A 19,814-nucleotide genomic window follows, 5' to 3' on the forward strand; every position below is an offset into this window, starting at 1 on the left:
CTTATAAACTAAAAATTATGAAATACGTATTCACATTCTTATTTTCTATTATGCTTTTAAGCGTAAGTGCTCAAAATAAACAAGAAACACTAAAATGGCTAAATAAGCATAAGAAATATATTACGATGGTTAATCCTAGCGGTTATAGCAGCGAGGATTTCACGGTGGAAATGACCGATAGTTTTATTCGGGCAGAAACCCGAAATGACGGTGACAAATATGAAGTTAAAATGTATTGGTCCGACATTAAGAAAACAATGTTAGGTCTAACAGACAAAGAAAAAGGTTATGTAACATTAAATACAAATGATGAAAGTTATTCTGCGCCTAGTATCACTTTATATTTATCAGATTACAGTACTGAAATGCGAGAAAAATTAACACGAATGGCAAATTTTAGTGGTAGTGATGTCACACTTCAAACACTGGATTTTAGAGGGAAATCATTATTTGGCAATTAACGTTGGACGGCAAATAAATTTTATACTACAGCGTGCATAAAAATCCATCATATGACTTACGATGAAGCTTTTAAACACTATATCCTATATCAAAAAGTAATCGCTTGGGGATTCCAACATGAATCACGGGTTCTTCTACCGAATGGCTATTACGCTTTTCCTTGCGGCTATTTCACTGAGTATGAAAATGGATATAAAGTGATTGCAAGCGGAGCTACCCTACACAAAACCGCTATTCAGGAATCGATGATTCTAGATCCCGATGGAGTACCTATAGCTCGGGATACGGAAGATTTAAGGCCTTTTTCTTTTTGAGTAATCAGGCTACAAAAAGCGATTTTTTATTCCCATTCAGAGGTAGTCTTCAACAGCCATTCATCCTATATTTCGATGTAATATACTCCTATTGGAGTATTTTTTCTGTTGTTCTTTCTCCTTAATTTTATGAGTGTAGGAGTAAAAAATAGGAATCTCAAATAAAACATTTAGCCAAAAAAATGAGATTCGGACAAAGAGGATTGATAATTCAGGACCTATTCATTGTACAATTAAACTTGATTACCTATGAAAACAGCAATTTCAACTGACTTGATTTCTGAAAACAGATTTCACCGTATTTTTTTTAAAAGGAAGAAATTACGGTTATATTCCAACGCCATCTATAAAACTCCCAACTATTGTAGATGGTTACTTGTGCTCATCTGCGCTGTCTTTTTCTTAACTGCAAGAGGACAACATGTTGCCACTCCTAATTCTTACGAAGGAATTTGGGCTGGAGTGCTAAAAAATAGCAAAGACAGTAAATTAGCCGTTATTGTAAGGATATCCAACGGTACTGCTACCCGATACAATTACAATGTTGACAACAAGAAAATTGAGAAGTATGACTTTCTTAAAGAAATGACGATGATTGTAGGCAATAACCTCAGTTACACATGGATGAATAAAGGAGGAGTATGGTCAGAAACCCAGACCCATATGATGTCCTATGCCGCACCTGATATGTTAAAATGCAGATTAATTCGACAAGTTACAAATACAGAAGAAAGTAAGGAGGATCCAGGCATGAATGATGAGTGGTCTACTTATTTCCAAGGTTTTTTAGATCGTTTTGAGTCTATTCAAGAACTAGAAAAATTTATGAATAGTGATGATTAGATTGAAGTTTTGAAAATATGATCTTGAAAAAGCATCATCATCTGCAGGAATTATCTTGCTTTCACCGAAAATGGAAAGTCAAAAAAAGCTAATCATAGGATTAGCTTTTTTGTTGATGGCTACCAGAATTCAAAACAGATACAATACATCATTATTTTGATCCTGATTATGGTATGTATTATGCAGGTACGTTGAAACTTCCAATATAGATCATATCGTTATAATTACCGAGCGGTTTGTCTATGATAAGTTCTGCATCGGCATAACATAATATCGCATTTACCGTTGATATTCCTTTATCCACGCATGCTTGATAAATCTCCACTTCTGTTTGGTCATTCCATATCGGTAGTTCTTCAATAGCTGCCTGAACGCTCATTTTTTTGCGACTGTAGTAAACGGTGATCCAATCGACATCGTAATCGTACTGCTTGTCAATTGCTTTACTGAACTGGGATCTCAGGTTAAAGTCAGGAGCATTTCTAGCATAAGTTTCATCCGTTTTAAATCGATGATAATCTTTAATAAACTTGCTTTGATCAAAATATTTGTAAAATTGATCTTCTGTTTTAGTTGATGTTCCTGCCCAGATATGGATACGTTGTTCTGCCATTTTATTTCTTATACTTTTAGTAGACCGCAAAGATACCCTAAATTACTGAACCTTTCTTTTTCATTTACTGCCAACATACTCGGTCAACATATCTTTTTTTAACGCAGTTAAGTTTTTTATATTTGCAGTTCAACTAGTGATTCATAACATGTCGACAAAGCAAACAAAAATTGAAAATTTCGATCCATCACAACCTGGCTTACCAGATTCAAGCATATATGGACTTCCTTTTACAGCAGAAGAAAGTGATATTATCGTCATACCGGCACCTTGGGAAGTGACCGTCAGCTACGGTAGTGGCGCTAGTAATGGTCCTGATGCTATTTTAAATGCTTCTTTTCAAGTAGATTTATTGCATCAAGAATTTCCGGATTTATGGAAATTAGGAATTTTCATGGACGAGGCTCCTGAGCACTGGTTAGAAAACAGTGAAAAATATAAAAATCTAGCCCAACCGATTATAGAGGCTTTAGAAAATGGTGAGGATATCGATAGCATCCCCGAATTAAAAAATAACTTAGAAGAGATTAACAAAGCCTCACAGCAATTCAATGACGAAGTAAAAGAACGTGCTTTATATTGGATGAATAAAGGAAAGAAGGTGATTCTTTTAGGTGGTGATCATTCGACCCCATTAGGATATTATCAGGCTTTAGCTGCAAACCACGATTCATTTGGCATATTACATTTTGATGCGCATATGGATTTACGCGATGCATACGAAGGTTTCACATACTCCCATGCTTCTATTATGTTCAATGCTATTCAGCTTCCTCAGATCGAAAAAATCGTTCAAGTTGGTATTCGTGATTTCAGTGAAGGTGAATTGGAAGCTGTAAAAAGTTCGAATAAAGTTAAAGTATATACCGATACCGATTTAAAAGCGAACAGTTTTGAAGGAAAGACATGGAAAGATCAGTGTGATGAAATCTTAGCGCAGCTACCTCAACATGTAGCGGTCAGCTTTGACATCGATGCTTTACAACGCTGGTACTGTCCAAATACAGGAACTCCTGTACCGGGCGGATTATCCTATGAGCAAGCAACTTATTTGTTGAGCAAATTGGCCAATAGCGATAAAAATATCGTTGGTATTGATTTGGTTGAAGTTGCACCAGGAGAAGATGATTGGGATGGTAATGTAGGTGCCCGATTGTTATTCCATTTATGTGGTGTATTTGCAAAAAACAATAAATTGGCTACAGGAACTAAAATTGTTTTATAACAGCATTAAAGACTAGATATCAAAATCAGATTGCCCCTACCCCCATATGGGTAAAATATTAAAATCCTGATACATAACACAGCAGGTAAAATGACAAACAAAGCCAATCTTTCGATCGGCTTTGTTGTTTTAATACAACATCATATGATATCCTCTATGTTTAAGCCATCTAGGCTTAAGTGTACTGCTCTTAAGATAGGGATCGAGAAGATTATCATGGACTGAATTGAATATCCTTTAACGATAGAACAAAATAAATTTGTAAATTAAAAAATTAGCGACGTCATTGTATGGTTACCACTAAAACTTTAGCAGAAAAAATTATTGACTTCAATAAACAATTACAGTATCAAGGTGATCTTCCCCCTGATTTTCAAGTATTAAATCCTTATTTAGGAAATCCGGAAACTTTGGTCGTTATGCAACAATTCTACCATAACTATTACAACGACACATCGAGTCGTAAATTTATCATTGGCATTAATCCGAGTCGTCATGGTGCTGGTGTCACTGGAGTACCATTTACGGACACCAAACGTTTGGAACACATTTGTGGTATTCCAATGAGATCGGCACACACACATGAAATTTCATCTGTTTTCCTTTACGATATGATCGCAGAATTTGGAGGCGCACAAGCTTTTTACAAACAATATTATATCAATTCACCTTTTCCCCTAGCCATTGTCAGAAGAACAAAAGAGAACAAATGGATCAACGCCAATTATTACGACGATAAAAATCTATTTGAACTGGTTAAACCCTTTATGATAACCTCGCTGAAAAAACATATAAACTTAGGTCTAGATACCAGTGAAGCATTTGTATTAGGGAAAAAAAATGCAACATTTATTGAAAAAATAAACAAAGAAGAGCAGTTGTTTGAAAAATTGACAATTCTAGAGCATCCGCGTTATATACAACAGTATAAATCCCGAGATCGTGACCGCTATATAAATAAATATATCGGTGTATTAGGCACTTAAAAGTTTAGTTCAAAAATTATTTGGAGTATGTGCATAGAAATTCTATCTTTGCATCACTTTCAAAAAAGGAATACATTCCAAAAAGAAAGGATTCCGTAGCTCAGCTGGTAGAGCAATACACTTTTAATGTATGGGTCCTGGGTTCGAATCCCAGCGGGATCACAAAGAAAAAGCTAATCGCAAGATTAGCTTTTTTTGTTTAAAGATATTTGGGATTCGAAAGAAGAGAAAAACAAATCTCATTTATCATTTCAAACGCTAACAAAACAGCCTAAAATCATAGGTTCCTATAATATCTACCAGCATTCCTATAATAAAAAATATGGGACTGCACGAAAGGGCTACTTTCGTAGAAAATTCGAAAAATGTTAAAATCAATATCTTTTTTATTCCTTCTTATATCGCTTTCGCATCTATCCATTGCTCAAAAGAGATATACGATATCGGGGACAATCACAGATGTCTCAAGCGGCGAAACACTGATTGGTGCTACGGTCCGACTACAAGAATTACCTCAATCAAGCAGTTTAAGCAATTCTTATGGCTTTTATTCTGTTTCAGCTACATCAGGACGATACCTACTCGTCGGCTCTTATGTAGGTTATAAAACCTTTACAGATACCGTATCCTTAGATAGCGATATGGTGTTACCCATTGCACTGCAATCGCAATCTACATTAGATGAAGTAGTCGTTTCTGTCAACAGAAAAAACAATAAAAACATTTCATCTCCACAGATGGGAATTGAAAAACTCAATATGAGCCAGATTAATCAGTTGCCTGTGGTATTGGGTGAACAAGATATCTTAAAAAGTATCACGCTCATGCCCGGAATAAAAACTTCTGGAGAAGGCAATACCGGCTTTTACGTTCGTGGAGGTGGTTCGGATCAAAATTTAATTTTATTGGATGAAGCGACTGTATACAATGCCTCTCACCTATTAGGATTCTTTTCCACCTTTAATTCAGATGCCATTAAAGATGTCAGTATTTACAAAGGTGGCATGCCTGCCGAATATGGAGGTCGACTGTCTTCGGTCCTAGATATAAAAATGAATGAAGGAAATAATAAAAAAATAACGGTCCAAGGTGGCATAGGAATGATTGCTTCTCGGATCAAAGTTGAAGGACCGATTGTAAAAGATAAAGGATCATTTATGATATCTGCACGCCGCACGTATGCAGATCTATTTCTCAAAGCCTCATCAGATACAACCATCAACAAAAGTACACTCTACTTTTATGACATCAACGCAAAAGCCAATTACAGATTCAACGATAAAAATGCGATCTATCTTTCCGGTTATTTTGGTAAAGATGTACTGGGACTGCAGGATATCTTTGGGACCAACTGGGGCAATGCAACAGGTACAGTAAGATTTAACCATGTATTCAACAACAAGCTATTCTCAAATACGTCTTTCATCTACAGTAATTATAACTATGTCATTGAAGGACTAGATCGCAATGATGGATTTAAAGCGACTTCAAAAATTACAGACCTCAATCTCAAGCAAGATTTTCAATATTATGCGGCATACAACCATAACTTAAAATTTGGTTTACAAGCAACACGGCATGATATTGCTCCTGGAGATATTACTACAACTGCAAGTTCGAGCTTCAACGACAAACATGTAGAACATCGCTATGGTTATGAAATAGCGGCATATATAAGCGATGAATGGAAATTAAACGATAAACTCAGTATGTTATATGGCTTACGTTTAAGCTCGATGTTGCTTGTCGGACCGGGCACTTTCAACAGCTATGATGCTGCAGGTAATATCACGGTTTCCAAAAAGTACCATTCAGGCGAAGTCGTACAGAATTACCTCAACTTAGAACCCCGCTTCAGTGTAAGCTATATGCTCAATGAGCAGCAGTCCATCAAAGCATCATACAATAGAAACACACAAAACATCCACTTATTAACAAATTCGACGAGTTCAAGTCCTACAGATCTGTATGTCATGAGCAGTAAAAATATCAAACCACAAATTGCAGATCAGGTTTCTGCGGGATATTTTAGAAATTTCAAGGACAACACCTATGAATTTTCAGCAGAATTTTATTATAAAAATCTACAAAATCAAATCGACTATAAAGATGCCGCACAATTGCTCGTCAATCAAGATGTAGAATCCCAATTACTATATGGCTTTGGTAGAGCTTATGGTACCGAAATATTTCTGAAGAAAAAATATGGAAAGTTTAATGGATGGGTTGGGTATACCTTGTCCAAGACGGAACGTAAATTTAAGGAAATCAACGATGGCAGATATTACCCTGCCACCCATGACAGGACACATGACCTATCCTTAGTGGCTATCTACAAATATAATGACCAATGGACATTCTCCAGCAATTTTGTTTATGGAACTGGTAAAGCCGTAACCTATCCGACAGGTAAATATCATGTCGGTGGTCACACTATCTATTCTTATTCAGAAAGAAATGCATATCGCCAACCTCCCACACACCGTCTAGATATAGCAGCTACGTATGAAGGCAAGCCTGGTAAATACTTCCAATCGAGCTGGACATTTGGCGTCTACAACGTATATGCACAAAAAGATCCATATCGCATTACATTCAAAGATAGCAAAAATGTGCCTCATGCAACGGAGGCTGTTCAAACCAGTATTTTTGGAGTGCCCATTCCTTCTGTTACCTGGAATTTTAAATTTTAATCTTAAATCAGAACAAACATGAAAACATATATTCCATATTCGCTTATCCTGATGCTTTTTATTTTAGCGACTTCTTGTGAAAAAGTCATTGATATTCAAGTTGACGATGATATAGGCAAGCTTGTCATTGAAGGTACCATTAACAATACTGATGAACAACAGGAAATCAAGCTCAGTAAAAATATCGCATTTTCAGATCGCAACAACTATCCAGCAGTGTCAGGTGCGACTGTTATTGTCCGGGATGATGAAAAAAATGAATTTGTATTTAGCGAGACGAGCGCAGGCACCTATATTGCAAAATCATTTACAGGAATACCCGGCAAAACCTACAGTTTTGAAGTTCAGGTTAATGAAAATAAATATACGGCGATATCGCAGATGCCTCAAGTGGTAACACTAGATTCGATTGCTGCAGAAAAGCCCAAATTCGGAGAAAAAGATACACGGAATATAAAAGTATTCTACCAGGATCCAAAAGATCAAATTAATCAGTATCGATTTGTCCTTTTTGTCAATGAGAAGCAAATCAATGATATCTATGCTGTAAATGACGATTTTAACAATGGAAATCAAGTTAGCATAACTTTAAGACCCAAGGAAGATGTCGATATTGTTTCTGGAGATAAAATTCGTGTCGAGATGATCGGGATGGATAGAAACGTCTATCAGTATTGGTATAGTCTCATGCAACAATCTGCTGGTGCAGGCATAACCCCTAGCAATCCCCCAACAAATATTAGCCCATATGTATTTGGTTATTTTAGTGCACAAACCCATTCAAGCAAAAGCATAAGGGTGGATTGACCCATTTCTAATAAAACAAAGGAGATTTCATAGTGGAGATCTCCTTTGTTTTTATAGCTCAGAGTCAGCATCCGTTATACCTCTAGGCATTTAACATCCTCCTCTGTTCCCATATTACCGATTAATAGTGTGCTTTTCAATACGCTTTAACAAATTCTCTTTAAAGCTAGCTCCTAGGGGCATCTCAAATCCAGCCACAGTCACCCAATGATTATCCACACTTTCAATATTATTCAAATTGACGACAAATGACTTGTTGACACGGACAAAATCCGAACCGGGCAGTTGATTACAAATGGTCTTGATATTCATCGCTACCATTAATTTTTTATTCTTTGTATGAATCATCACATAATCTTTCATCGCCTCTATGTATTGAATTTCATTTAATTCCAGTCGAAACAGTTTGCGATCAGCTTTTACAAAAATGTGATCAGTCTGCGTTACTATTTCCTGCTCTGATATGTTTTTTTGAAAATGGTTAATTACTTTATCCACAGCTTTTTTCAAACGGTCTTCAGCAATAGGCTTTAAAAGATAATCTAAAGCATTCAATTCGTAACTTTCTAAAGCATAATTGGGATAGGCTGTCGTAAAGATAATCTGGATAGAAGCTGGGACAAGCTTTGCAAACTCCAATCCAGTCTCCTCCGGCAAATGAATATCTAAAAAAACCAAATCTAACTGTTGCCCTTCCATGATCATACGGGCATCTTCTGTATTACTATACATACCCATACACTCCAAGCACTCATAATCTTTTAATAATTTGACCAGCCCCCTCCTAGCCAAGGGTTCGTCCTCAATGACAATATATTTAATCGTTAACTTGTCTTTAGTCATATCAATCTTTTATTGGAATACTTAAAAAAACTTTAAATATATCTCCACCATCATCTATCTGTAAATCATATGTCTGAGGATAAAGGATTTCTAGTCGTTTACGAATATTACTCAATCCTAAACCCCCATACGCTGTTTGATGCAGTTTCTTTTTTTGCGAATTGATACATGTAAAACAAATATGCTGATTATTTATGGATAACTGGATCTGTACATGTAAACCTCCCTCCATAGTTTGATGTGCACCATGCTTGACCACATTTTCAATAAAAGGTATAAAAAGAAATGGTGATACATGCATCTTTTCCAAATCGCTATCAACCTTAAAATCCACTATAAATTTATCCCTACGGATATCTTCCAGAAAGAGAATATTTCTCAATACCACTATTTCTTTCCCAAGTTCGATCGTATCCCCTTTTGATAAATACAATTGATTTCGAAGAATATCACTCAGTTTCACTAGAACTTTTGATGCTAATTTGGGGTTTTCATCAATCAAAAAATTGATATTATTGAGTGTATTGAATAGAAAATGAGGATTAATCTGACTTTTGAGCTGTTCTAGTTGAATGGTTAATGTATTATTTTCAAATTCTTTAAACCGAATCAAATTAACAATCCATATTTTAAACAACTTAACACTACTTACCGCGGCTATAAAAATAGTAAATAGAATAATCAAAACGATAAAGTCCTTCCAGTTTAAAAGAGACTGATCCTGTTTTTTAATAAACTGCAATTCCTGACTTTCTAGTACCAACATACTTAAAAATATGAAAGTGTAAAGGGCAAATAAGCTGCCGGCATAATCTAAGAATCGACTTTTTAGTATGAAAAAAGGAATTAAAATATAATGATTGATATAAAATAGCGCCAGAAGGATGAGGATTGAAATGAATTTGACCCATAAATTCCACATCTCCGTGTCCTTATCGACCTCAGCGGGGGCACTATTGGGTAAAAAATGAATCCCTATGATGGCTGCTATCAATAGAATATGTCGAATCCAACGATATTTACTATCGATTATAAAATCTATAAAAAGACTATTTTCATAGCCTATGATTATTTGTCCATTTTTCATATAAAGAGTCGGTCAAGAGCATTTGTAGCAAAGATACGCTATAAAGATGAAAACGATCTGGTGGCCTTGCCTCCCTTTATTTAATTGAGATATGCACACTGCTACGCTCTTGCATGAGGTCAAAAATATTTTTGATGAATCTTCTCAAGATTGAAATTAGATTCAAATAATTCTTTAACTTTGTAATACATAAAAATAACTATTCTATCTATAGGTACATCTTGTTTGTTTAAATACAGAAAAAGCTATTTATCATTGAAAAATAAATAAGCATATTTGGATACAAACCAATGTATTAAACTTTTGTTATTACAATAATAACAGCATTGATATATTGTTAAGGCGACTTTATTAAGATCTCTTACTTATGACAACAAATAACATGGAAAATAAAAAACCCAAAATAACTGTATTATATGTTGATGACGAGGAAAACAATCTCGTTTCTTTTAAAGCGACATTCCGTTTCAAGTATAAAATATTCACTGCTATCAGTGGTTCTGAAGCCATTGATATTGTCAAGAAAAATCAAATTGATGTCATTGTGACCGATCAACGGATGCCAGAAATGACGGGCGTTGAATTATTGGAAGAGATTATCAACATCGATCCAGAGCCTATGCGTATTTTATTAACAGGCTATACGGATATGGGTGCAGTAATAGATGCTGTAAACAAAGGAAAGATTTTTCATTATCTCAACAAACCATGGAGCGAAGAGGAACTAGACGAAACCATTAATCGCGCCTATGATATCTATTCTGAACGCAAGAATTTACTGGAGACGTATTCAAAACTGGAATTATCCAATGAACAATTAGAATTTTTACTGCGTCAAAAACTACTTTCTTAAGTAATTAATTAGCTTTTATACATCAACTACTTACTTGGAACAACTATCGTAAAAGTTGTTCCAACTCCAATATCAGATTTCACATCAACTGTTCCTTGTAGTTTCATTAAGGCACTCTTGACATTATAAAGCCCAAATCCCATGCCTTCGGCTTGATCACTTGCCCTGAAAAACAATTTAAAAATATCATTGATATATTCTGGAGAGATTCCAATTCCGCAATCACTCACGACAAAAGTAGCGTATCCATCAGCTACTTTAACGGACAGCTTTACAAATTTATCCTCATTATCCTTGCGTTGATATTTAAATGCGTTGGAAAGCAAATTATGCAAAATCAGTTCTAAAACAGTCTTGTCACACTTAAAATCTTCCGCTTGATCAACATTTATTATAAACTGCACATCGTTATTGCGAACGTACATATTGTAAAATGCAGCAATATCCTTGAAAAGCTCTTTAAAATCGATACTAGACAAAAATAATTCTCCACGCCTCAACAAATAATAGTCGCGTAAACTATCAATATATAAATCAAGCCTAGTCAGGGAACCATCCATTAGCCTCAGTAATTCATGAATTTGATCGATGTCATCAAATTGCAAGGCAAGTTTGACAGCTGATAAAACTCCTGTAAGTGGATCACGAAGATCATGACTTACACTATACGCGAATTTATCTAGCTCATGATAGGCTTTTTCAAGTTCTTCATTTTTAATATCCAACATCGAGTTGGCTGCATAAAACTTATCGGCCTCTTCAATACAAGAAATCATCTCCTCTTCCAACCAAGGCTTGCGGACGAATCGAAAAATGTGTCCCTTATTTACCGCGTCGATTACGGTTTCCATATCTGCATATGCCGTTAGTAGAATACGAATAGGTCTTGGAAATTCTTTTTTTATACGGAAAAAGAAATCGATACCCATTTCATTTGGCATACGTTGGTCACAGAATATAATCCTAATATTAGGATTTTTAATTAATATTTCTTCAGCTTGAATTGTCGAGGAGGCGGTGTGCACAACATAGCTATATCTAAAATTGGCTTTAAAACCAAATAAGTTATTCAATTCATCATCAATATATAATATTTCTATGTCTTTAATCATAATCTAATAATATAGCAATGCATACCGCATTAACAAAAGTAAGAATATTTGTTACTATAAATACATTCCCCTTCTTAATTAATTTGTCGAATAGGAATAATTAATTTAAAGCTAGTACCTTCCCCTATAACTGAATCAACGACAATTTTACCATTATGCTTGGCAATTGTATTGTAAGCAATAGACATGCCTAATCCTGTTCCTTCCCCAACATCTTTTGTTGTAAAAAATGGTTCGAAGATTTTATCTCTAATATTTGCTGGAATTCCAATACCGTTATCCTGAATACGGATAAAAATAAAAGAATCGTCCTCATCTATTCCAGTATCTAATTTTAACGTTCCCCCTGGTTTATTTACAAACTTTTTATTAATAGCGTAGATTGCATTAGTTAAAATATTTAGAAAAACCTGATTAAGTTTACCTGCATAACATTCAATAGCTGGTAAATCTCCGTAATTTTTCTCTACCTCGATGCCCTGTTGTATTAAGCTATTGAGAATGACCATGGTCGATTCTAGACCTTCGTTGATATCTGCAAATTTAAGAGTATCCTCATCTACTCGAGAAAAAATACGGAGACTTTTGACGATTTCAGCAGTCCGATTAGCACCGTCGCTCATGCCTTTAAGTAAAAAGTCAACTTCCGTTTTCAAGTACTCCAGATCTATTTCCTCTTTGTATGCCTCGATACGAGATTTCTTTTCATTCAAAGAGAGCTCTTCATTAAAAGCGAGGTGCTCGACCTCTTCCAATGTATCCCAGATCATACTAATATCCCGTTTCAAAGGAGCCACATTTGAAGTTACAAAATTGATTGGATTATTGATTTCATGTGCTACCCCTGCAGTCAGTTGACCAAGAGAGGCCATTTTTTCTGCTTCTACCAATTGTGATTGCGTTTCTTTCAAGTGGGTCAATGTGGCTTGCAGGGACTCATTTGCTTCCATCAATTCACTTGTTCGCTCTTCCACCTTTTGTTCTAATACGACATTTTGCTCCCGGATCAAACGTTCATTCTCAAGTGACGTGGCCAATTCTTTAGCTTGAGACATTTCCTTTTCTTTTTTCAAAATATTAATACGAGAAGCTAAAGCAAAAGAAAGTAGAGCCATCTCAATAATGGATGCTAGCCTAAAAGAATTGCTGGTAAACAAATTATAGGGCAATATTCCATAATCTTTCAAAAGAAATATTAAAGCTCCGATCAGTAAGATAGACCATGCAATAAAAAAATATCGTGCTGGCAGATAATTCTTCTTTAATACATACAATGATGCGATAAATAGAGCAACTGTCTCCAATGAGGTGGTGATCTGCATCAACTCAAATGCCAATTGACGATAGCCAAAAATCATGAACAGCATACTCAGCAGAAACAAACCTAATAACACAAACAACACCTTACGAATGATCGGTGCGTTGGTACGTAGGTTTAAAAACTGATTGGAAAAAAACAAGACAGCGATACTACTCAAGCATGCAAAAAGAACAACACTGATCGATTCCCATTCCGGATTATTGGGCCAAAGAAATTGAAAGTTGAAGCCCACAATTCCTAATTGTGTAAGCCCCAAGAAAGAGATATAAAGCACATAATATAGATATGCCGAATCCCTAACGGACAGGAATAAGAAAAAATTGTAAATTGCCATGATGAGCACCACTCCCAAGAATAGCCCCAATAAAATATTCTCTTTCCATAACCTTTCCCAAACAACATCGGGTTTACCCACAGCAATAGGAAGAATAATCTGTTCTGAACTTTTTACTCTTAAAAAATACTGTTTAGTTTCCGAGGACTGTAAGTGGAGATCAAAAATATAATTTGTACTTTGATAAGTACGATGCTTAAAAGCTTTGAAACTTCCTAAATGACCAAGCGATCGGAGGTTGCCTGTATCGTCCAAATCATATAGCTCGACATCATCAAGTAGTGGATAGGCAACATCTAATAAATAATGTGAGCGCTTACTGAGATTTTGAATTGAAAATGAAACCCAAACACTAAACTTACTAATCCCCAGATTTGGATTGGCAGCATTACTGGGTGTAAATTCATGAAGAAGCGCTTTGATCTCCTGAGGCTGCACCTCTCTTTCTAATTTTAAAATATCTAAATTAGAGTCTGGTGTAACATACTCAATATGATCAGCCAGTTTTATTTGGCTAAATGCAGGGATGGGTACTATTAATAAAAATAATAGCAGTCTAAATAACATCATACTATTTAACAGCCGAAACGACTACAATATTCATAGAACAAGAAAAATAACCGGATTGATCGGCATGTTTTTGGGCTTCAATAAAATGATCTCGTTCATGAGCTCCTATCAAATCCAACGCATACATCTCATCGATCATTTTATCGATCCAAAGATATTTACATGCATCTTCATATCTTTTTAACACAAATGGAAACACTTCGATGGCTATTTCTGAGAATCCGCTTTCCATCAAATAAGCAGATAAGGATTGGGCAGCCTTTCCATTATTTACCTTTTTTCCTGTCAGATATTGGTTCAATTTATCGGTCGTGCTGCTATCTCCGTTATAAAATGATAAACTATTCCAATCAGATTCTACAATCACAATCACTCCTTGATCTTTTAAGATACGTCGCGTTTCTTGAAACAAAGATATCGGATCGGAAACATGCTGAACTAAGCGTTCCATCCGTACACCATCGACAGCTGTATCAGGCAATGGTACTTCCAGTACATTCGAAACCAAAAATTTAACATTATCCTCGTCTTTTATCGCGTTATTACCTGCCGCAATCATTTCAGGATCGTGGTCAATACCCAAAAACTCCAATTTATTGGCATGAAACATATGGCTCATATTGAGCACATCCTGTCCAGATCCGCAACCCAGATCAACAATAGTTCCACCTTCAGGAGTATCTTTAAAAAATGCGTAAGATTTCTCTTTAACACCACTAAGTAATTTTAGTGTTTCGGTTAAATAATCTATATTATAATGTTTTTCGTACATGTTATATTAAAGTATATTCAGATTATTTTCATCAAAAAGTTCATCATTATTTTTCTGTTTAGACATCTGTTTGATCACCTCTTTCAAATCCCATCGTTCCATATTATCCAACTGCAGCATATAATGGATCTCAATCTCTTTAGATCGCAATTCCTCGATTCTCACGACGTTACCTCTATTACGCAATTCTAAAATTGCTTGTCTATCTTCTTCAGATGCTAAATCTAGATTATTGACATCATCTAAAATCATGGTTGTTGCCAAAAGGTCAAGTTTTGGGTAATAGAATGTCCCATTATTTCCCACTCCACTTTCCAAACGATAACCGACACATTTTGTCAAATTAATCGTATAGGGAGCACAAAGTGCAAATAATGATTTTATACCGATTTGAGGTGCAATGGCAATCGCTGCTCTTGTTAAGAAAATACTACCGATTCCATAACCCGCAATTTCACGCGAATTCCACAATCCGCAGCCCTCTCCTGTACCTTCTTGTGCATAATCCCAAACTAGATCAAAGATCTTAGCGTCCATTCTGCCTGTTGCCTCCTCGATAGGAAGAGGTTGAGTTCCTCCAGAAACATGTATTCTGGCGCCTCCATATACATTTTCCCCATCGAGAGACTCAACAATTAAAACGAAAGCTGCAGGGTTATACATCCAATCATTTTTAGATGATGTCACTTTTTTAACACCTATAGCTGTTAAAACATGTGCATGTCCCTCTATAAAACGCTCACAAGTCTTAGGATCATCAATCGCACGAAACGCTCTTAACCTGACCACAGGACGTCCCTCTTTAAATATTAGTGCCATGGAACAGTTAATTATTCGATTAAGATTCAAAAATAATGAATATAATCAAAAGATGTTAACGATAAAAAAAACTTTACAATTTTATAGGCGCATTAGTATTAAAAATCTAAACCTAAATAATAAAAAGGTTCAAGCACATACCGCAAAAGTACCTCAGACCTATGAAGACCAAGCACATATCTCGACGGATTTGACACGATACACCATGCGTATAGGTCACTCTGTTCTTTTCAAACAATCATATCAAAAAAACACATGTTTAAGTCAATTCAATAAACAGCGTAAAACTAAGCTTAAAATCTTTATAAATACAATTAAAAAATCTTAAAAGTTAATTTTAAATAACTATGTGTTACATAACACTTTTTTATTGAGCGATAGTTTCATTAAAATCAACAATAAAAACCTGCATGTTTGAAAGAAAAGTCTATTATAATCCGTAAAAATAGCATTCCCGATAAGCTGTCCTGCTGCTAATTTTACGATAATACCATCATAAATTGTAAGTTTGTATTTATAAAAATCGTTTTGGGTATTTAGATCTTGGTCAAAATAATCGATTTTGACTTTGTTTTTTTGATTACCTGATTATCATCTATATACATCAAAGATCAGTTAAATTTCAGGGGTATTAACATGATACTCATGACCATCATTCAGCTAAAAAACAACTTGTTCCATGAAAATACTAATTGTAGAAGACGATCATCGTGTAGCAGAACTCATCAAAAGAGGACTTGAAGAGCAGGGTTTTGTGACGACCTTAGCTTATGATGGCTTATCAGGCAAAAAATTGTCTTCACAAGATCATTTTGATCTCGTGATCACCGATATCATTCTACCAAAAATGGATGGCCTGGATCTTTGCAAATACCTCAGACAAACAAATCCAGATCTTCCTATTATTATGTTAACAGCCCTTGGTACAACAGACGATAAGGTAGAGGGTTTTGACGCTGGAGCAGATGATTATTTAGTGAAACCTTTCGAAATGCGCGAATTGTTAGTTCGCATCAGAGCATTATTAAAGCGAAACCAAAAAAACTCCGGTAACATCAGTGGTATTTTGGCTTATGCAGACCTTGAAATGAATTTGCATACCAAGATTGTCAAACGAAATCAACAGCAGATAAACCTTACTCCTAAAGAGTTTAAACTTTTGGCCTATTTGATGCAAAACCCAGATCGTGTATTATCTCGTGTAGAAATTGCAGATAAGGTCTGGGAGACCCATTTTGATACCGGCACCAATTTTATTGATGTCTACATCAATTACCTTAGAAAAAAAATAGATCGCAATTTTGATCACAAACTCATTCATACAAAATCTGGAATGGGCTTTATTTTGAAAACAGAATCATGAAAATAAGAACCCGGCTGATTATACTTTTCACACTGATCACAGCGATTATATTAGGACTGTTTGCTACGATTATTTACTTATCTGCCAAAGAGAATAGGGAGATCGAATTTTACCAGTTACTCCGAAAAGAAGCGATTACTAAAGCAAATCTTTTTTTAAATGCCCATGTAGACAAAAAGATCTTACAAGATATCTACCATAACAACCGAAAAATTTTGAATGAAGTTGAGGTTGCTATTTATGACACCCACTTTGACCTACTTTATCACGATGCGGTCGACATTGATTTTGTCAAGGAAACCAAAGTGATGATCGATCAGATAATTCATAAAGGAGAAATTAGGTTCTATCAACAGGGCTGGCAAGTCGTGGGGCTACCCTACCGGTATGAAGGCAAAAATTATATTGTTACCGCAGCCGCTTATGATGAATATGGTTATAGTAAACTTGCCAATCTACTCCACAACAGCATTTTTGTTTTTGTCATTTCCATTCTGTTTATCCTCATAGCGGGAATCTTCTTCTCTAAAAAGGCATTTGAACCGGTACGAGCGATGATTGAAAAAGCCAAAAATATATCGGCTACAAATCTTGATCTTCGATTATACAGCCATCAAAGTAAAGATGAGTTATCTGAACTCGCAGATACATTTAATGAAATGCTCAATCGTTTAGAAAATTCATTCGATGCACAAAAACACTTCGTTTCAAACATATCACATGAATTGCGTACACCGCTGGCCGCCATTATTGCTGAATTGGAGCTATCAACAACTAAAGAACGCAGTATTGCAGACTATAAAGCAGCGATTCATCATGCTTTAAATGATTCAAAAAAGTTAGTCCGATTATCCAACAGCCTATTAGATCTTGCCAAAGCTAGCTATGATCCTAGTGAAATCACTTTTAAGCCCGTTCGTATCGATGAAGTATTATTGGATGCCAGACAGCAGGTTCAACAAACAAATCCTGAATATAAAATTGATATCCATTTTGAAGATGATTTCGAAAGTGATGATCAAATTTCGGTAAATGGTAATGAATATCTATTGCAGGTTGCCTTCAGTAATCTTTTTGAAAATGGTTGCAAATTTTCCAGTCCGCATCGATGTACTGTCTTGGTCTTATTTGAAGATAAAAACATCATCTTAAAATTTAAAGATGAAGGAATCGGAATCCCTGAACAAGATCTCGCACAGCTATTCAGCCCATTTTATCGTGGTAAAAATAAAGATTATACTTATGGCAATGGTATTGGACTTGCACTGACCGAAAAGATCATTACACTGCACCATAGTAAAATAACGGTTGTTTCGGAGGAAAACGTGGGAACTACTTTCATGATCACCTTGCGGCATTATTAAATAGTTCATCTTCTTTCCTCTTCTAAAGATTCACCTAAATGACCAAGCTCACATGAGGTTTTACAAAATAGTTGCCCTCCCCATATCCTTCTAATAAAATTCTAATTTTTTTCTATTGTTCTTCTAACAGCTTACCATCGATAGACTCAGCACCTTTGCCCTATTCAAAAAAATAGGCACTTCCTAAAAGGGAAGTGATACGAAGTTTGTGTTCAAGTCAAATCAAAAAAAGATCTTATCGATGAAAGCAACAATGACAAATAAATACACCATTTTAACAAGGCTCCTTTTCATTTCTCTTATTTCATTACCTCTATTGGGCTGTCACAATCCAGTTGATCAAGAACAGCTAGCAAGTATGACTTTACGCGGTGATACCATTTTTGTCCACGAAGCGGCTCAAGTAAAATCGTACTTAAAGACCATAACCGTGCAGAAAGAACTGCATCAGCTGCAACTGAACACCACCGGAACAGTCAAAGCAATTCCAAACCAATATGCCGAAATTACCGTTCCTTTTTCAGGCCGTGTAACTGCGGTATATCTCAAATTAGGGATGAAAACAAAACCAGGAATGCCGCTTTTCGAAATTGCATCACCCGAATTTATGGACAGTCAAAAACTATTCTTTCAGGCAAAGACAGCCTTTCAAAATGCATCATTAATTTTAAAACGCCAACAAGATCTTAAAGTTAACGGAGTCGGTACCGCACGGGATGTAGAAGAAGCTAAAGCAACCTATGACATTACACAGAAAGAGTATGAAAATGCACGAGCTGCGCTCCAAATCTTCCAGATCGATATCAATAAACTCGTTCTAGGACAGTCCCTCATTGTACGTTCACCCATTGCCGGACAAGTCATTAGCCATGATATCGTCGTCGGACAATATATCAAATCTGACGAACCTTCCCGTGCAAAAATTGCCGAGTTGAATCGGGTTTGGGTAGTCGGAATGGTGAAAGAGCAGGATCTCAACCTCATCAACAAACTGGACATCGCAGAAATTGCCATTGCAGCTTTTCCTGATAAAAAAATAAAAGGAACCATTGAGCACATTGACCAAATCCTAAACGAAGATACCAGAAGTGTTCAGGTGCTAGTAGCCTGTCAAAATTTGGATAGCGTGTTAAAACCCGGTATGTATGTCAGTGTCAATTTTATTGAAAAAGCATCCGATGTAATCTTTATTCCCGAAAAATCATTGCTACAATACCATGATCAAAGTTACGTATTGGTGCAGATTGGTCAAGATCAATACCTCAAGCGTCCGGTCAAGACGGGTATGACCGATCACGGCAAAGTACAGGTTATATCTGGACTAACAGTTGGTGATACCATCATCAGTGAAGGCGCCTTTTATCTGCTAAATGCAAAATAGCATAACACAGACCGATCCCTATTAATATCATCTCGTGCAAGCAAAAAAGTTC

At 35.8% G+C, this 19,814-nt stretch carries 19 protein-coding genes and 1 tRNA gene; 13 read left to right on the plus strand and 7 right to left on the minus strand.

What is annotated here, in order from left to right; translation table 11 throughout:
• Window positions 1-17: 17 nt before the first annotated feature.
• From MUB18_RS19730 to MUB18_RS19740, 3 genes are all read left to right on the plus strand, one after another.
• Window positions 18-461 carry a hypothetical protein gene (locus tag MUB18_RS19730; RefSeq protein WP_248754329.1) on the plus strand — a complete coding sequence of 148 codons (444 nt, stop codon included), beginning with the start codon at window positions 18-20 and terminating at the stop codon, window positions 459-461.
• A 51-nt stretch (window positions 462-512) separates the two neighbouring features.
• Window positions 513-776: a hypothetical protein gene (locus tag MUB18_RS19735; RefSeq protein WP_045756212.1), complete on the plus strand. Its 264-nt coding sequence runs from the start codon at window positions 513-515 to the stop codon at window positions 774-776.
• A 249-nt stretch (window positions 777-1,025) separates the two neighbouring features.
• Window positions 1,026-1,619 carry a hypothetical protein gene (locus MUB18_RS19740; protein ID WP_248754330.1) on the plus strand — a complete coding sequence of 198 codons (594 nt, stop codon included), beginning with the start codon at window positions 1,026-1,028 and terminating at the stop codon, window positions 1,617-1,619.
• A gap of 178 nt (window positions 1,620-1,797) precedes the next feature.
• On the opposite strand, the gene MUB18_RS19745 is transcribed toward MUB18_RS19740, so the two are convergent.
• Window positions 1,798-2,232, minus strand: a complete 435-nt coding sequence (locus tag MUB18_RS19745) for an immunity 22 family protein (RefSeq protein ID WP_094773523.1) — start codon at window positions 2,230-2,232, stop codon at window positions 1,798-1,800.
• Between the two features lie 148 nt (window positions 2,233-2,380).
• On the opposite strand from MUB18_RS19745, the gene MUB18_RS19750 reads away from it, so the two are divergent.
• The 5 genes from MUB18_RS19750 to MUB18_RS19770 all read left to right on the plus strand — a co-directional run bounded on the left by MUB18_RS19750 (window position 2,381) and on the right by MUB18_RS19770 (window position 7,943).
• Window positions 2,381-3,457 (plus strand): agmatinase family protein, encoded by a 1,077-nt coding sequence (locus MUB18_RS19750; RefSeq protein WP_045756209.1) that lies wholly within the window; start codon window positions 2,381-2,383, stop codon window positions 3,455-3,457.
• A 290-nt stretch (window positions 3,458-3,747) separates the two neighbouring features.
• Window positions 3,748-4,443, plus strand: coding sequence for an SMUG2 DNA glycosylase family protein (locus MUB18_RS19755; RefSeq protein WP_248754331.1), 696 nt, complete (start codon window positions 3,748-3,750; stop codon window positions 4,441-4,443).
• Between the two features lie 89 nt (window positions 4,444-4,532).
• Window positions 4,533-4,605, plus strand: a tRNA-Lys gene (locus MUB18_RS19760).
• 203 nt (window positions 4,606-4,808) lie between these two features.
• Window positions 4,809-7,136: a TonB-dependent receptor gene (locus MUB18_RS19765; RefSeq protein WP_248754332.1), complete on the plus strand. Its 2,328-nt coding sequence runs from the start codon at window positions 4,809-4,811 to the stop codon at window positions 7,134-7,136.
• Window positions 7,137-7,154: 18 nt separating this feature from the next.
• Window positions 7,155-7,943, plus strand: a complete 789-nt coding sequence (locus MUB18_RS19770) for a DUF4249 domain-containing protein (protein WP_248754333.1) — start codon at window positions 7,155-7,157, stop codon at window positions 7,941-7,943.
• Window positions 7,944-8,057: 114 nt separating this feature from the next.
• On the opposite strand, the gene MUB18_RS19775 is transcribed toward MUB18_RS19770, so the two are convergent.
• The gene (locus tag MUB18_RS19775) at window positions 8,058-8,786 is read right to left on the minus strand and encodes a LytR/AlgR family response regulator transcription factor (protein ID WP_108157250.1); all 729 of its coding nucleotides are present in this window, start codon (window positions 8,784-8,786) and stop codon (window positions 8,058-8,060) included.
• Window position 8,787: 1 nt separating this feature from the next.
• The gene (locus MUB18_RS19780) at window positions 8,788-9,873 is read right to left on the minus strand and encodes a sensor histidine kinase (RefSeq protein ID WP_248754334.1); all 1,086 of its coding nucleotides are present in this window, start codon (window positions 9,871-9,873) and stop codon (window positions 8,788-8,790) included.
• A 382-nt stretch (window positions 9,874-10,255) separates the two neighbouring features.
• On the opposite strand from MUB18_RS19780, the gene MUB18_RS19785 reads away from it, so the two are divergent.
• Window positions 10,256-10,726 (plus strand): response regulator, encoded by a 471-nt coding sequence (locus MUB18_RS19785; RefSeq protein ID WP_248754335.1) that lies wholly within the window; start codon window positions 10,256-10,258, stop codon window positions 10,724-10,726.
• Between the two features lie 26 nt (window positions 10,727-10,752).
• Here MUB18_RS19785 and MUB18_RS19790 read toward each other — a convergent pair whose 3' ends face one another.
• From MUB18_RS19790 to MUB18_RS19810, 4 genes are all read right to left on the minus strand, one after another.
• Entirely contained in the window at window positions 10,753-11,838 is a 1,086-nt protein-coding gene (locus tag MUB18_RS19790) for a sensor histidine kinase (protein WP_045754962.1), read from the minus strand.
• 74 nt (window positions 11,839-11,912) lie between these two features.
• Window positions 11,913-14,063: a 7TM diverse intracellular signaling domain-containing protein gene (locus MUB18_RS21885; RefSeq protein ID WP_317233171.1), complete on the minus strand. Its 2,151-nt coding sequence runs from the start codon at window positions 14,061-14,063 to the stop codon at window positions 11,913-11,915.
• 1 nt (window position 14,064) lies between these two features.
• Window positions 14,065-14,835 carry a methyltransferase domain-containing protein gene (locus MUB18_RS19805; protein WP_248754336.1) on the minus strand — a complete coding sequence of 257 codons (771 nt, stop codon included), beginning with the start codon at window positions 14,833-14,835 and terminating at the stop codon, window positions 14,065-14,067.
• A gap of 6 nt (window positions 14,836-14,841) precedes the next feature.
• Window positions 14,842-15,654, minus strand: coding sequence for a hypothetical protein (locus MUB18_RS19810; RefSeq protein WP_045754965.1), 813 nt, complete (start codon window positions 15,652-15,654; stop codon window positions 14,842-14,844).
• On the opposite strand from MUB18_RS19810, the gene MUB18_RS19815 reads away from it, so the two are divergent.
• The 4 genes from MUB18_RS19815 (at window position 15,653) to MUB18_RS19830 (ending at window position 19,762) form a co-directional block, all read left to right on the plus strand.
• On the plus strand, window positions 15,653-15,982 hold the full coding sequence (locus tag MUB18_RS19815; RefSeq protein ID WP_248754337.1) for a hypothetical protein: 330 nt from the start codon (window positions 15,653-15,655) through the stop codon (window positions 15,980-15,982). The two genes, MUB18_RS19810 and MUB18_RS19815, sit on opposite strands and share 2 nt — an antisense overlap.
• Window positions 15,983-16,333: 351 nt before the next feature.
• Window positions 16,334-17,017 (plus strand): response regulator transcription factor, encoded by a 684-nt coding sequence (locus MUB18_RS19820; protein WP_248754338.1) that lies wholly within the window; start codon window positions 16,334-16,336, stop codon window positions 17,015-17,017.
• Window positions 17,014-18,381: a sensor histidine kinase gene (locus MUB18_RS19825; RefSeq protein WP_248754339.1), complete on the plus strand. Its 1,368-nt coding sequence runs from the start codon at window positions 17,014-17,016 to the stop codon at window positions 18,379-18,381. Before MUB18_RS19820 ends, MUB18_RS19825 begins: the two co-directional genes overlap by 4 nt.
• A gap of 241 nt (window positions 18,382-18,622) precedes the next feature.
• Entirely contained in the window at window positions 18,623-19,762 is a 1,140-nt protein-coding gene (locus tag MUB18_RS19830) for an efflux RND transporter periplasmic adaptor subunit (protein WP_248754340.1), read from the plus strand.
• Window positions 19,763-19,814: the final 52 nt, after the last annotated feature.

The organism is Sphingobacterium sp. PCS056, assembly GCF_023273895.1.
GTDB lineage: Bacteria > Bacteroidota > Bacteroidia > Sphingobacteriales > Sphingobacteriaceae > Sphingobacterium.